The 14,558-nt window shown below is 63.4% G+C and carries 14 protein-coding genes; 5 read left to right on the top strand and 9 right to left on the bottom strand.

Annotated elements, in window-relative coordinates:
* The 3 genes from FGW20_RS02310 to FGW20_RS02300 all read left to right on the top strand — a co-directional run bounded on the left by FGW20_RS02310 (position 1) and on the right by FGW20_RS02300 (position 5,506).
* The gene (locus FGW20_RS02310; protein ID WP_301676490.1) at positions 1–612 is read left to right on the top strand and encodes a flavodoxin family protein; all 612 of its coding nucleotides are present in this window, start codon (positions 1–3) and stop codon (positions 610–612) included.
* Complete coding sequence (locus FGW20_RS02305) at positions 609–1,229, top strand: flavodoxin family protein (RefSeq protein ID WP_301676489.1); 621 nt, start codon at positions 609–611, stop codon at positions 1,227–1,229. Before FGW20_RS02310 ends, FGW20_RS02305 begins: the two co-directional genes overlap by 4 nt.
* A 203-nt stretch (positions 1,230–1,432) precedes the next feature.
* Positions 1,433–5,506: a sensor histidine kinase gene (locus FGW20_RS02300; protein ID WP_301676488.1), complete on the top strand. Its 4,074-nt coding sequence runs from the start codon at positions 1,433–1,435 to the stop codon at positions 5,504–5,506.
* A 16-nt stretch (positions 5,507–5,522) separates the two neighbouring features.
* Here the strand turns inward: FGW20_RS02300 and FGW20_RS02295 are convergent, their stop codons facing one another.
* Positions 5,523–6,113: a site-2 protease family protein gene (locus tag FGW20_RS02295; protein WP_301676487.1), complete on the bottom strand. Its 591-nt coding sequence runs from the start codon at positions 6,111–6,113 to the stop codon at positions 5,523–5,525.
* Positions 6,114–6,208: 95 nt separating this feature from the next.
* Here FGW20_RS02295 and FGW20_RS02290 point away from each other — a divergent pair, with 95 nt between their 5' ends.
* A complete protein-coding gene (locus FGW20_RS02290; RefSeq protein ID WP_048113205.1) occupies positions 6,209–6,493 on the top strand; it encodes a chorismate mutase in 285 nt (94 codons plus the stop codon).
* A 14-nt stretch (positions 6,494–6,507) separates the two neighbouring features.
* Here the strand turns inward: FGW20_RS02290 and argB are convergent, their stop codons facing one another.
* The 4 genes from argB to argC are packed head-to-tail and all read right to left on the bottom strand — an operon-like array spanning position 6,508 to position 9,989.
* Entirely contained in the window at positions 6,508–7,377 is an 870-nt protein-coding gene (argB, locus tag FGW20_RS02285) for an acetylglutamate kinase (protein WP_301676486.1), read from the bottom strand.
* A complete protein-coding gene (gene argJ, locus FGW20_RS02280; RefSeq protein ID WP_301676485.1) occupies positions 7,374–8,513 on the bottom strand; it encodes a bifunctional glutamate N-acetyltransferase/amino-acid acetyltransferase ArgJ in 1,140 nt (379 codons plus the stop codon). Before argJ ends, argB begins: the two co-directional genes overlap by 4 nt.
* A complete protein-coding gene (locus tag FGW20_RS02275) occupies positions 8,510–8,992 on the bottom strand; it encodes a CBS domain-containing protein (RefSeq protein WP_301676484.1) in 483 nt (160 codons plus the stop codon). Before FGW20_RS02275 ends, argJ begins: the two co-directional genes overlap by 4 nt.
* 10 nt (positions 8,993–9,002) lie before the next feature.
* Positions 9,003–9,989 (bottom strand): N-acetyl-gamma-glutamyl-phosphate reductase, encoded by a 987-nt coding sequence (gene argC / locus FGW20_RS02270; protein ID WP_301676483.1) that lies wholly within the window; start codon positions 9,987–9,989, stop codon positions 9,003–9,005.
* Positions 9,990–10,151: 162 nt separating this feature from the next.
* Between argC and FGW20_RS02265 the strand changes: the two genes are divergently transcribed.
* A complete protein-coding gene (locus FGW20_RS02265) occupies positions 10,152–11,390 on the top strand; it encodes an RNA-guided endonuclease InsQ/TnpB family protein (protein WP_301676482.1) in 1,239 nt (412 codons plus the stop codon).
* Between the two features lies 1 nt (position 11,391).
* On the opposite strand, the gene FGW20_RS02260 is transcribed toward FGW20_RS02265, so the two are convergent.
* The 4 genes from FGW20_RS02260 to FGW20_RS02245 form a co-directional block, all read right to left on the bottom strand.
* Positions 11,392–12,297 carry an ADP-ribosylglycohydrolase family protein gene (locus FGW20_RS02260; protein WP_301676481.1) on the bottom strand — a complete coding sequence of 302 codons (906 nt, stop codon included), beginning with the start codon at positions 12,295–12,297 and terminating at the stop codon, positions 11,392–11,394.
* Positions 12,298–12,494: 197 nt separating this feature from the next.
* Positions 12,495–13,013 carry a hypothetical protein gene (locus FGW20_RS02255; RefSeq protein WP_301676480.1) on the bottom strand — a complete coding sequence of 173 codons (519 nt, stop codon included), beginning with the start codon at positions 13,011–13,013 and terminating at the stop codon, positions 12,495–12,497.
* 164 nt (positions 13,014–13,177) lie between these two features.
* Positions 13,178–13,486: a hypothetical protein gene (locus tag FGW20_RS02250; RefSeq protein ID WP_301676479.1), complete on the bottom strand. Its 309-nt coding sequence runs from the start codon at positions 13,484–13,486 to the stop codon at positions 13,178–13,180.
* Positions 13,487–13,627: 141 nt separating this feature from the next.
* Positions 13,628–14,455 carry a hypothetical protein gene (locus tag FGW20_RS02245; RefSeq protein WP_301676478.1) on the bottom strand — a complete coding sequence of 276 codons (828 nt, stop codon included), beginning with the start codon at positions 14,453–14,455 and terminating at the stop codon, positions 13,628–13,630.
* Positions 14,456–14,558: the final 103 nt, after the last annotated feature.

The raw sequence follows: 14,558 nt of genomic DNA, 5'->3' as shown, positions 1-14,558 counted from the left end.
ATGACCATAGACGTCCTCGCGTTTGCGGCTTCGCCCCGCCGCCACGGCAACTCCGAGACCCTCCTCGACTGGGTGCTCGCGGCGATGGAGGCCGAAGGGGCCGCGGTCGAGAAGATCGTCGTCGCCGAGGCCGACATCAGGCCCTGCCGCGGGTGCAACATCTGTGAGACGCTCAACCGGTGCGTCCAGCGGGACTACATGGACTACGTCCACGACCGGATCATCGCGGCCGACTGCATTGTCCTCGCGTCCCCTATCTACTGCATGGGGCTTGCCGCGCAGGCGAAGGTGCTGGTCGACCGGGCGCAGGTCTTCCGCTCCCGGAAGTACGTCCTCCACCTCCCGGTCGTCCCGCCGGAGCGGAAAGGAAAAAGGATGGGCATCTTCCTCTCGACCGCCGGGCAGAACTGGGATTACGTCTTCGATGCGGCGATCCCGTCGGTGAAATGCTTCTTCCACGTCGTAGACATCGGAAACAAAGATCTCCGGTACCTGATGGTGAACGGGGTCGACGAGAAGGGCGCGATCGCCCGTCACCCCACGGCGAAGGACGACGCGGAGAGCCTGGCACGGGAGGTTGTTGCGCACCTGCGGGAGGTCGGGGCGGCATGACCGTAAACGTCCTCGGCATCTCCGGCAGCCCACGGCGGCACGGGAACACCGAGACGCTGCTCGACGCCGTGCTTGAGGGCGCCCGCGAGGCGGGGGCGGATGTCGAGAAGATCGTTCTGCGGCCGCTCGAATACGCCTCGTGCCAGGGGTGCAACGCCTGCCATAAAACGGGGGTCTGCGTCCTCAAAGACGATCTCACGGAGGTCTTTGAGAAGATCGGCGATGCCGACGTCATTGTCCTTGCTTCCCCCATCTATTCGATGGGGATCACGGCGGAGGCGAAGGGACTGATCGACCGCGCCCAGTACCTCTGGGCGCGCAAGTTCATCAAAAAGAACCTCTACTACACGGCCGAGCATATCCGCCGCCACAAGGGGATATTCGTCTCGACCGCGGGGCTCGGGTGGGAAAACGTCTTCGACGCGGCGTTCCCGGCAATCACCGCCTTCTTCAACACCACCGGGTTCGAGTACTGGGACAACGTCATCGCAAACGATCTCGACCGCTACGGCGGGATCGCGGGGCACCCTACAGCGCTCACGGAGGCGCGGGAGAAAGGGCGTGACGTAGTCGCCCGCCTTTCCGGCCTGCAGGATCCGGAAGATGTGAAAACCTGACTCCTGTTTTCCTCGTGCGGCGGCCGGGCAAAGAATGTTTCCATTGCACCGGCCCCGGGCACGATACCCCGCTCCGCCACGGCCGCACGGATTAATATTTTTTCCCCCTATCCAGCAACCGGAACAGATTAATACGTTTTGACAATCTTCATATTCAATACCAGCCCGCAAGATGCATCTTGGGGCAGCAGGAGAAACCGAGCGTGGCCCCCGTCGACCCTCCGGAGCGTCTGCACGGCGCGCAGCCGGACTACCGGGTACTCGAAGGTATGGAAGACGCGGTCCTGGTGCTTGATGAGGATGCCCGCATAATCTGGGTGAATACGGCCTCCCGCCGGATGCTCGGCGTGCATGAGACCGAACCCGGGCAGGCGGGGGCGGTGAGCGATCTTGCCGATAAAATTCTTGCAGCACCCGGAAACGGGACGCTGGAGTTCGAGTGCCGGTTCAGGGGCCCGGACGGTGGAGAACGGGGATACCGCTGCTCGGGGTGGAGAACGCCGTCCGGGAAGAACTGGGTGCTCCGGCTCCGGGAAGCCCCTGACACCGGGGATTACGAGGCAATCGTCGAGTACACCGGGACGGCGACGATCCTCATCGAAGGCGACGGCACTATCTCAGTGGCGAACACCGAGTTCGAGCGGCTCTCCGGGTATCCGCGGCAGGATGTCACCGGAGTAAAGCGTTTGGCCGATTTCATCGCCCCGGGGGAAGAATGCCGGCAGATCATGGAGTACCACAACCTCCGCCGGAGGGATCCTGCAGCCGCGCCGAAGAACTACTCCTTCACGTTCATCGACCGTTCCGGCACCCTTCACGCCGTCGAGGCCACCATCGGCCTGATCCCGGGGACGGCCCGCTCGGTGATGTCGCTCCTCGACGTGACCGAGCGGAACCGCGCGGAGCGAGCGCTGCAGGAGAGCGAAAAACGGCTGAACCTGGCGCTCTCGGCGGCAGAGGACGGACTGGTCGACTGGGACGTCGGCGCCGGCACGATCTACTACAGCCCGCGGACCTTCACGATGCTCGGCTATGAACCCGGGGCGTTCGCGCCCACGCTCCCCGCCATCCTCGCGCTCGTCCACCCGGAGGACCGCGATCGCGTCGAGGCGACCCTCACCGGGATGGCCGCAGGAGTTCGCGACCGCTGCGAGATGGAGTTCCGGATGAAGTCCGCATCGGGAGAGTGGGTCTACGTGCTCGACCGGCTCCAGGTGGTCGAACGCGACAACCACGGGATGCCGCTCCGGATCGCGGGGACGCATACCGATATCACGGAACGGAAACGCACGGAGCGAGAACTCCTGATCGGGAAGATCTCGCTTGAGTCGTCGTTTGCCGCGATCGCCATCGCGGACCTCGACGGCTACATCACGCACGTCAACCCATCACTGCTCGCACTGGGCGGGCTGACCGACCCGGGGGAGGTTATCGGCCGGCATCTCACGGAATTCTGGGTGGAACCGGCCAAGGTCGAGCGGGTGCTTGCGACGTTCGCGGAACGGGGGAGGGCTACCGGAGAACTGACCGGCAAGAAGGCCGACGGAACGGAGTTTGTTGCCCACGTGACCGCGACGCTCCTCAAGGATGATTCCGGAACCCCGATCTGCATCATGGCCACCGCCGTCGATATCAGCGAGGAGACACGCATGGCCCGGGCGCTCCGGGAGAGCGAGGAGCGCCACCGGACGCTGGCGGAACTGGCGCCGGACGTCATCTTCCTCATCAGCATAGAAGGGAACGTCCTCTACGTGAACAGTGCCGGGGGCCGCCTGGTCGGCGCAGACCCGGAGAGCCTGCAGGGAAAGAACATCGGGGAACTGTTTCCACCTCCCGTTGCGGATCGATGGACTACGATGATCCGGGCTGCAACGGAATCGCCCGGGGAGATCTTCACCGAGGAGACCCTGATACCCGGCGGAGACGACGGCGGTTTCTGGCTCGAGACGCGCCTCATCCCGATGCCGGGAAGCGACGGCACCGTCCGGAACCTGCTCGGGATCAGCCGCGATGTCACCGAACGGAAACGGGCGGAAGAGCAACTCCGGTTCCAGTCCCAGGTGCTCTCGCAGGTGGAGGACGCCGTGATAGCGGCCGACACGGATGGACGGATCACCTACATGAACCCGGCAGCAGAGCGCCTTTACGGTCTCCCTCTCGGTGAGGCGCTCGGCCGGCACGCCTCGGAACTCTTCACCGTCGAGTGGCTCCGTCCGGAAGACGAAGAGGCGGCGAAAAACGCTCTCGGATCGTCAGGAACCTGGCGCGGCGTCGTCAGCCACTACAAGAGGAGCGGCGAGGTCATATCCGTCGACGAGACGCTCAGCACCTTACACGACGATTCCGGACGGGTTACCGGAACGCTCTACTTCCTCCGCGACGTGACCCGGCAGCGGCAGGCCGAACTCGAACTCTGGATCAAGGATATGGCGATAGCCTCGGCGCTCGAAGGCATCTCGCTTTCCGACCACGACGGGAAGATCATCTACGCCAACCGCGCCTCTCTCGCCATACACGGGTGGGAGGAGGAGGAGATCGTCGGGCAGAACGTCTCGGTGCTCTGGGGGGACCCGGGGGAGATGGGCCAGATCCGAGAGGAACTCGTCCGGAACGGCGCCTGGTCGGGCGAGGTGAAATCGCGACGAAAAGACGGCTCGACCTTCCCCATGCAACTCGTCCTCTCCGTCGTCACCGATGAAGCGGGCAGGCGGATCTGCACCATGGGTTCGGGGATCGACATCACCGAACGCAAGCTGGCCGAGCAGGAACTCCGGATCAGGGATATGGCGATAGCGTCGTCGCCGAGCGCGTTCACCGTCGCCGACCTCGACGGCCGCCTGACCTACGTCAACCAGGCGTTTCTCACCATGTGGGGCTACGGCTCCCCCGCCGAGGCGATCGGGAAGCCGGTCACGGAACTCTGGCAGAACGAGGAGGAGGCCCGGAACACGTTTGAGAAAGTTGCCCGCACCGGCAGGTATACCGGCGAGCGGATCGGCAGAAGGCGGGACGGCACGGTGTTTTACGCCATGTTCTCCGGGATTCTGGTCCGGGACGGCGATGGGGTTCCCCTCTGTATCACGGCTTCGTTCACCGACATCACCAGCCAGAAAGAGGCCGAAGCCGAGATCCAGGCCCATAATCGCGAGCTCTCGGTCTTAAACCGGATCATCGGCGTATCGGCGTCCGCAACGGACATCGAGGAGGCGCTGGAGAGGGTGCTCGCGGCAGTCCTCGCCCTCCTCGATCTCGCCGGCGGCGGCATCTACCTGATCGAGCCGGGGGGGCAGAGCGCACGGCTCGTCTGCGTACAGGGCCTCCCGGAGGGGTTCCCCGCATACCCGTGCATCCCGGATATCGCCGCGGAGCCCTACGCAACGGCACTGGTAGTGGGAGAGCCGCTCTTCTTCGACGAGTCTCCGGATCTCCGCTACCAGAGGGAAGGCGGCGATATACCGCACCCCTACGCCAGCATCCCGATTATAGCGCACGGCAGGATAATCGGGGCCCTGAACGTGGTTGCAAAGAGCGGCAACCAGTTCACCGACGCCGACCGGTCTCTTCTTACGGCCATCGGGAGGGAGATCGGTAATTCCGTCGAGCGCACCATACTGATCCAGCAGCTGGAGATGGCCGAACGGGAGGCGAACCTCTACCTGGACATCCTCAGCCACGACATCAGGAACGCCGAGAACGTCTCGGGCCTCTACACCGACCTCCTCGTCGATATGCTCGAGGGGGAGGGAAGAGGCTACGCACAGAAACTCCAGAGCAGTATCCGCAAAAGCATCGAGATCCTGCGGAACGTCTCGACCATCCGCCGGATCCACAAGGAATCGACCGTGCTCGTTCCGGTAGACCTTGATCGGGTGATCCGGGACGAGATCGCGATCTTCTCCGGGAGCCGGATCCGCTACGAGGGCACAAACCTCGCAGTCATGGCCGACGCGCTCCTTCCCGAAGTCTTCACAAACCTCATCGGTAACAGCATCAAGTTCGGGGGGCCGGAGGTCGAGATCACCATCGGGGTTGAAGAGTGCGACGGCGAAGTCCGGGTCTCGGTCGAGGACACGGGGCCAGGGGTCCCCGACGTGATGAAAGAAGCCATATTCATGCGGTTCGGGCAGAGCAGACAGCGCAAAAGCGGCCAGGGCCTCGGGCTCTACATCACCCGGATGCTTGTTACGCGTTACGGCGGCCGTATCCGGGTCGATGACCGGGTACCGGGCCGTCCGGAGTGCGGCGCGGCGTTCCGGTTCACCCTGAAGAAAGCCTGAAAAAAAGGGCTGTTCCTCAGAGGAGGAGCGACCAGAAGAGGAGCCCGGCGGAGGCGGCCATGAGCACGGCAAAGACAGCCGGGTTCCAGGCGAGAATCTTGCGTCCGTCGAGCACGCTGATCGGGAGCATGTTGAAGGTCGCGATCATCGCGTTGATCCGGAGCCCGACGAGGCCCACGAGAGCGAGGAGCCCGCCGCCACCGAAGAGCATCAGCGCCGCAAACGGTATGCAGAGGAGGAGGTTCGTGATCGGGCCCGCCGCCGATATCCGTCCGTTCTCCGTCCGTGTCGCGTTTCCGTAGACGTAGGTCGCTCCCGGCGCCGCAAAGACGACCCCGACGAGCGCCGCCATCACCACGGCGACGAGGAGCATCTGGTTGTCCTTCTGGAACTCGGCCCAGTAACCGTAGCGCATCGCGGCGAACTTATGCGCCAGCTCGTGCAGGACGAAGGCGACGCCCACCGTGACGAGCGACATCGCGAAGTAGAAGACGAGAACGTCAAGGGAGACCATGCCCCTGACGAAGATCAGGGTGAAGGCGACCGAGATGGCAAGCCACGCGATCAGGAGATCCCGGCGTTCGCGCAGCGGTATTCGTTCGAGCATATTCAGTACCAGGTTTGTCCCGGCACGATAATATCCTTCGCCTCGCCGGGCACGACCCGTCAGGTTTATTCCCCGGTCGCGGTCAATCATGTAGTATGACTCTAGATGCCGTCAGGAACGAGATCCGCGAGATCGACGAGAGAATCATCGATCTGGTTGCGGAACGGCAGAAACTCGCAACGCAGGTCGCGAGGATCAAGCAGGAGACGGGTCTTTCCATCCATGATCCGGCGCAACGGAAGACAGTCCTCGACCGGGTCTTCACCTACGCCGTCGAGAGCCGGATCGACCCGGTCGCAGTACGTCGGATCTTTGAGATCCTGGTCGAGATGAACGAGGAGCGGCAGCGGGAGTGCAGCGGGGACGGCAACCTGCCGTGAGAGGAAAAAAAGAGTTACAGGGTGAGCATCGTCCCGACGCCCTGGTCGGTGAAGAGCTCGAGGAGCAGGTTGTGCTCCCGGTTGCCGTTCACGACGTGGGCGCTCGCGACACCGTTCCTGACCGCTTTCATGCATCCTTCGAGTTTCGGGATCATCCCGCCGGCGATGACCCCCGCACCGATCATCGCCTCCGCTTCGGTGAGCGCGAGGCGGTGGTAGACCGTCGTCCGGTCGGCGTCCATCACCCCGTCGACGTCGGTGAGGTTGACCAGTTTGAACGCGCCCAGAGCAATCGCGATCTCGGCGGCCGCCGTGTCGGCGTTGATGTTCAGGCTCCGGCCCTGCCGGTCGATGGCGATCGGGGCCACCACCGGGATGTAGTTCTGGGCGAGGAGGCAGTGGAGCACCTCGGGATCGACCTCCTCGATCTCGCCGACCTGGCCGAGGTCCACCTCCTGCTCGACCTCCCCGACCTTCACCCGCTGCGGCTCCATCTTCCGGGCGATGAGGAGGTTACCGTCGTTGCCGGAGATCCCGACCGCGCGGGTGCCGCAGTTCGCGATGAGGGAGACGATGCCGTCGTTGATCTTACCCACAAGCACCATCTGGGCGATCTCGAGCGTCTCGGCGTCCGTGATCCGCAGCCCCCCAACGAATTTGGGCTCTTTCCCCATCGCCTCCATCTTCGCGGTGATCTCCGGGCCCCCACCGTGGACCAGGACGACCTTCATCCCGACGTAGCGGAGAAGGACAGCGTCCCGGATCACCGTCTCGAGGATGCTCTGGTCGACCATCGCGTGGCCGCCGAGTTTGATCACAATCGTCTTGCCGTAAAACTTCTGGATGTAGGGGAGTGCTTCCATCAGCACGTCTTCTCGTTTCATGTCGTATACTTCCCGTTGATCTCTACGTATTTCTCGGTGAGGTCGCATCCCCATGCCGTCGCCTTGCCGTCGCCGGCGGCAAGGTCGAGGTCGAACGCGACGGTCGCACCGCGCATCGCGGCCTTCGCCGCTCCGAGATCGGCGACGATTTCGCCGCGGAGGACGAGCGGTATCTCCCCGACCCGGAGCGAGACCGCGTAGGGGTCGAACTCCACACCGGCTCTCCCAGCCGCCGCGACAACCCGGCCCCAGTTGGGGTCTTCGCCGTAGACGGCGGTCTTGACGAGCGGGGAGGCGACGACCGTCCGCGCCACGGCGGCGGCGGCGTCCTCGTCGGGGGCGCCGCGGACGGTGACCTCGAGGAGTTTCGTCGCCCCTTCGCCGTCGCGGGCGATCTGGACGGCAAGGTCGCGGCAGACGGTCTCAACTGCCCTCGCGAGCTCGGCCCGGTCAACCCGGCCGGCGGCGCCGGTCGCGGTGCAGAAGGCAACGTCGTTCGTGCTCGTGTCGCCGTCGACGACGACCCGGTTGAACGACCGCCGGGTCGCCTGCCGGAGGATGTCCTGCAGAACCGGGGCCTCGACCTCGGCATCGGTGTAGATGAACGCGAGCATCGTCCCCATGTTCGGGGCGATCATCCCGCTTCCCTTGGTGATCCCGCCGACGGAGAACGTCTCCGTCTCGAATAGGGCGTGTTTGGGGAAGGTGTCGGTCGTCATGATCGCCTTCGCCGCCGCATCCTCGGCGTCGGCACTCCGGGCGAGGAGTGGGGCCGCACGCCCGCACTGGTCCCGGATGAGGGGCAGGTCAAGGTAGCGCCCGATCACCCCGGTGCTCGCGACGCCGACCGACCCCGGTGCAAGGTTGAGCGCGCCGGCCGCGATCTCGCACATCTCCACCGCGTCGCGGTAGCCCCGCTCGCCGGTGTAGGCGTTCGCGCACCCGCTGTTGACGACGACGGCGTCAAGGGCACCCCTCTCTATCCGCTCCATCATCACCTCGACCGGGGCCGCCCGCACCTTATTCGACGTAAAGACACCGGCCGCGGTTCCGCTCGCCCGGATCAGGGCAAGCCCGAATTTGCCTTCCTTGAGCCCCGCGGCGGTGACGCCTTCGACCGCACAGATGCTCTTCACGATTTCTCCCCCGAAGATGCCCCGAGGCCGTGGACGATGTCGGCCCGGGTGACGATCCCGACCAGTTTGTCGTCGCGAAGCACCGGAAGGCGCGCGATCCCCTCGCGGAGCATCAAGGACGCCGCATCAGCGATATCCGAATCCTCGTCGATGGCGATGACCGGGCTGCTCATCACCCGCCGGATCTCCATATTGCCGATATCGGTGAGCGCCCGCTTCGTCCGCTCCCAGTTGATGAACTCCCTGACAGGAACCTCGATCACCTCAAGCGGCGATGGGAGCCAGAGGTCGTCGGAGAGGTCGCCGACGTCGAGGAGCGAGAGGATATCCGTCTCGGTGACGATACCCGCCACGCGCTCCCCGTCCATCACGGGAAGCCCGCCGATGTGGTACTTCCGGAGCAGTCCCGCCGCCTCGCTCACCGTTGAAGCGACCCGGACGGTCACGGGGTCCGGGGTCATAACGTCTCTCACCTTCATCGCCGTCACCTCAGGGGAACATCCCGGCGGAGCGGAGACCGGTGTCTTCCGCAAACCCGCACATCAGGTTCATGTTCTGGATCGCCTGGCCGCTCGCGCCCTTGACCAGGTTGTCGATCGCCGAGACCGCGACGACCCGGTCGCCCTCGCTCTCGACGGCGACGTCGCAGAAGTTCGTCCCGCGGACGGCCGCGAGGGTCGGTTTCTGGTAGCGGACGAAGAACTCGTCGGCGTAGAACTTCTTATAGAGCGCCTCGACCTCGTCCTGCCCCGTCGGCTCGTTGAGGAGGATGTGGGCCGTCGTGAGGATGCCCCGGTTCACCGGGAGGAGGTGGGGCGTGAAGTAGCACCGGGCGTTCGAGCCGAGCCGGGCGGCCTCCTGCTTCATCTCCGCGAGGTGGCGGTGGCTCGTCCACTTGTAGGCGTTGAAGTTGTCGCCGACGTTCGGGTAGTGGGTGGTCGCGGAGGGGGAGGTTCCCGCGCCCGAAACCCCGGTCTTTGAGTCGTAGATGATGGTGTGGGCGAACTTCGCGAGCGGCGCCGCCGCAAGCGTCGCCCCCGTCGGGAAGCAGCCCGGGTTCGCGACGAAGGAGGCGCCGCGGACCTCGTCGCGGTGGAGTTCGGGGAGACCGTAGGGGGCCTCGAAGTAGGCCTCGTGGGTCACGCCGTAGGTCTTCTCGTAGACGTCCTTCGGGAGACGGTAGTCGGCCGAGAGGTCGACGGTCCTGATCCCCCGCTCTGCAAGCGTCCCGGCAACCTTCATCGCCGCCGTGTGCGGGACGGCGAGGAAGACGAAGTCAGCGTCGATATCGCCGGCCTCGGTGTTCCGGAAGACGAGATCGGTCAGCCCTCGGAGATGGGGGTGCACCGAGGCGACGGGGGTGCCGTCCAGGTTCCGGGATGTCGCGGCAACGATATCCGCGGACGGGTGGTGCAGCAGGAGCCGCATCAACTCGCCACCGGTGTATCCGGATGCACCGATAATCGCAATTTCCATAAGAGAGGGTGTCTTTTATAGAATCTTAACTTTTGGGGCTGAAGGGGCGAAGCGGGAAGTTCCCGGCCTTTAGGCCGGGGATGAAAGCGGAGCCATCCTTCTTCCACTTTCGCCCTGCACGGATCACGTATATCTTCTTTCAGATAAACTCTCTCGTTGTCTATGCTTATTTCCTACAAGTATCGAGCGTATCCAGATGCAACCGCTGAGGCGCGATTGAATACCGCACTCGATACCTGTCGGTGGCTCTACAATAAACTCCTCGAAGAGTGCACTACCGCACGAGAGGCCGGGATCGCTCCGACGATGCGAGGAATGCAGGCGCGGATCGTCACGCTGAAAGAGGAGAACCCGTTTCTAAAGGGCGTGTACTCCAAAGTGCTTCAGATGGTGAACCACACCCTCTGGAGTAACCTTCGTGCTCTGTCGCAGACAAAGAAGAGAGGACGCACGATCGGCAAACTCCGGTTCAAGAGTGCATCCCGGTACCGCACACTCAACTACAACCAGTCCGGGTTCAAGATCGACCGTGGACATAGTTCGATCACGTTCTCGAAGATCGGGACAGTCCCATTCAAGATGCACCGAACATACTCGGGGGAGGTGAAGGGCGTCCTGATCACCCGTTCTGGTGATAGATGGTACGTGATCATCCAGGCAGAGCGGGGGGCTTCTGAATCAAAGCGTGAAGGGCGGTCTGTCGGGATCGATGTTGGTCTGAACGCATTTGCGGTCGGTAGTGACGGCGCGGTGATTGAGAACCCACGGTTCTATGAGCACTCACTTGACCGGATCAGGAAGTTACAGCAAAGTATTGCCCGGAAACAACGGTTCTCGAAAAATTGGAAGAAGACAAAAAGAAAACTGGAGGAGGCGTATGAGCATATCACGAACCAGAAGAACGATTTCCTGCACAAACTCTCCCGTCAGTATGTTGACACCTACGCAACGATCTGCGTCGAAGACCTGAATATCACGTATCTGACAGAGAACGGCAAATCGCGCGGGCTCCGGAGAAGTATCCACAGTGCGTCATGGGGACGATTCTATTCTTACCTCTCGTACAAGGCTGAAAGTGCCGGTACGAATCTCATCAAAGTCGATCCCCGGAATACGACGCAGATGTGCGCAAACTGTGGAAGTATTGTAAAGAAGGATCTCTCGGTGAGAGTCCACGATTGCCCATATTGTGGGTTTGTTGCCGATAGAGATTACAATGCGGCGGTGAATATCCACCGCATGGGGATGGAACAGCCCCTTGAGCCTGTGGAAATGCAGAGCATTTCCCAGCCAGGGAAATCTTCGATTTCCCGTGCTGTGGAGCCAATACCGCTACATCACGTTTCTGTGATGCAAGTATTGGCCATGAAGCAGGAAGCCCCGCCCGAGAGCGCGGGGTAGTTCACGGCTTTGTGGTGCAGCGTTCGTAGAGGCGGGCGGCCACGGACTCGATCTCGTCTCTTCCCTCGAGTCCATCGAGGAGATCCTGCGGGAGGGCGGATTTCCCGTAGGTCGCGCCGGCGTAGGCACCGCAGATGAGCGTGATGGTGTCGGTGTTCCCCCCGACATGTGCGGCGGTGGTGAGGAGGGCCGTGACGTCTTTGATCCGGCTGATCAGGAAGAGGGCGAGCGGCACAGTCTGGTAGACGGTGACGCCGTTGCCTATCACCGAGAGCGCGCTCTCGAGGCTGATTCCTTCTTTTGCAAGATTCGTGGCGTCGCGAACTTTGTTGCCGAGGGCGGCGTCCTCGAGGGCGGCATGCTTCCCGGCGAGCTCGAGGGCGTCGGAGCGGCCGCGGACAGCGTGGTGGACGAGCATCGCGACGGTGACCGCTCCCGCATGCGCCGCCGGGTGGGTGTGGGTGACGCTGCAGGCCTGGACCACCCGCTCGGTGACGTCGATGGGGTCGCCGTAGAGAAGCCCGAACGGGACGGCGATCCCGGTGCAGCCGGCGGTGTTGGAGGAGACACCCCCCGGTTTGCCGCCGGAAAGAAGGAGGTGGCGGCACGCGGCGTCCACGGCGCCGTCGGGGAACCGAAGTTCCTCGTTCATGTACATCCGGGCAAGATCTGTCGCGTATGCCTTCTCGGAGTATGTGCCGTCGGCGAGCATCTCCGCCACAAGGAGCATCATCTGAGTATCGTCGGTGAACTGCCCGGGTTTCAGCCCGGTGTTCGGGTGCCCCCGCCAGGCACGGCGGTATCCTTCGTGGAGGCGCTGGAAGTCGGGCGGCGTGCTCTCCCGCGCCATGCCGAGCGCGTCCCCGATGGCGGCCCCGAGGAGGCAGCCCTTGAACTGATCGAGCATTCGAATAGTAACTCTCGTAGGGTTGCTCTTAAGGGTTGTTGTTCGGCGCGCGGGGGACGAGAGAGAATCGCTCCCGCCGGGCATCTCTTCTCGGACGCTTTTTTTCGGCAACCGCAAGGCCGGGGCATCCGGATTACAACCATTCGGGCTGACCTGGTGCGGTTGGGGTACCCTACCCGCTCCCGCATGGGCTCCGGTCAACGTCGCGGCACAGCGGTGACATCGATCTGTTTCATCCATTCGGGTAGTTGTCCTACCCGATCAACGGATGATACCGTCCCGTTGGGTGTGTCGAGGATAATTTTGTAGTTCTCCCAGCCGGTGGTATTGACGGTGCTCTCCCGGCCGACAGTCTCGCCGCCGGCATCAGTAACGGCGGTGACCACTCTATAGGACTCGATACTCTCCCGTGCCGCAGGGCCGGAGTCCGACGCCGCCTGCCGGAGAGGGGGAAGACTGATGAATGCCACCGATTCTCCCGTCTCGTTGAATACACCGGCCTTGAAGATGTAGCCTCCCTCGACCAGATCCCGGACCTCGCTGTCGTTTCGCAGTATCCGGGTCATCCGGTCATACCCGGAGACCCGGTCGATCCCGCCGTGTGCGGCTTCGTCATCACCGGCACAATCCGTACTCACCGGGGGGAAAGCGAAGAGGATTGCAGAGAGCACGGCGGCAAGCCCCAACAATACTCCCATTATCTTCTTTGAGTCCATCGGCCCTCCATGGTTGCTGCCGGAGGATTGGCGGGATCAAACATCCCATTCCCGGAATACCCGGTTCTTTCGGGTACCCTGGAAATGGCCCCTCCCTTATCCATAGTCAGCTCCCAAAGTCGTTCAGGTGCCTGGAGGCAGGGGAGCGTACCTCCGAGCCACGCTCACGGTGCGTCCTTCCCGCGGGACCTCCGGATGAGGAAGTAGCCTACCGCGAGCACGATCACGGCTCCCAGGCCGCACGCGAGGAGCACGGGGTTGTAGAAGATGCTGTACGCACTTTCGGAACCGTGATACGTCGTCGTATCTCCGGGCTCCGCCAGCACGGCCTCCCGGCCCTCCCCCGCATCGGCCGGAGGTTCTCCACCCGGAGATGCGCACGCTATACCGCTGCCGGCCAGGATGAAGAGCAGCAGGGCGATGCAGATCAGCCCTCCCCGGCCGGTACCGTTTATGAATTGTCTATCTTTCATCGATCTTCACCTGCCGGTGTGTCCCGGGATACCGATCCCGGTATTCACGATGGAGACGTCAACGTTCCTCTACATATCTTTTCTGTGCCGGGAAGCTACACGTCGGGTCGCCCGGCAAGGTGTGTCGGCGCACCTGTGCCGCTAAGCCTTCAGCGCCCTCATAACGTCAATCAGGGTCACTGAAGGATTAATGAGCCTGCTCAGGCCGCATGCCGATATGACGTCCCGTTCGTCGTAGATGACATGCACGACCTTCTGCTCCCCGCCGACCTCGACCGTCCCTGCCTGGCCGATGACGAGCGACGTCGAGCCGCACCGGACCGTCCCGAGGATCACGTCGCTGCCGACGGTGAACGCGGCGGAACTCCCGGGCTTGCCGGCGACGGTTCCCTCAAAGCGCCATGTAGAAGGAAGGGCGACTTCAAACGTGCCCGACTCGTTCCTGACGAAGGCCCGGGCGCCTTCCGCAACGGGGCCCGGCACCGGTTCGAGGTCGAGCACGAACTCCCCGCCGGGGAGGCGGAGCGTCACCGGACCCCCCGAACCCGCGTCGGTGACGAACGCCGCCGGGTCGGCGGTCACGAGGTCGTACTTCCGGAGGGGCGGAAGGCTTGTGAGGTTCGGCCGCGAGGCAGGCGGAACCGGGCTGAAGTACGCAGGATCGGTCATGACCACGTGCATCGCAGGGCCGGACGGCAGCCCCGGCGCCACCACGCACCCGGCGTCGGGGAACGTCACGTTCTCATCGAGCAGGATCATGCCGGGGTGCTGCCGTGCGATCTCCTCAGTGATCGGAACCCTGTGCGGAGTTTCAATGACCGGATTGTACATCGACATGTCCCGGGGCCCGGCCCACTCGTCGAAGGTATCGAGCCAGTTCGTGGTTCCCCCGGTGGAGGGCGCTGGAGCGGCGGCGGAACCCGCCGGGAGGATGAGCGCCAATATCAGGAGTACTTTGATTCCCTGCATACCCGGTCACCTCATTGGTTGAGAGGGATCTCGGCATTCTTCTATAAACGATTTCTGTGGCGTGCGTCTACACGTCGGACCTGCCGGATTGGTTCCACGTCAG

The organism is Methanoculleus methanifontis (assembly GCF_030464365.1).
GTDB classification, from domain to species: domain Archaea; phylum Halobacteriota; class Methanomicrobia; order Methanomicrobiales; family Methanoculleaceae; genus Methanoculleus; species Methanoculleus methanifontis.
Note: the sequence above shows the minus strand (reverse complement) of the source record. Positions and strands in the feature narration are given on the sequence as shown.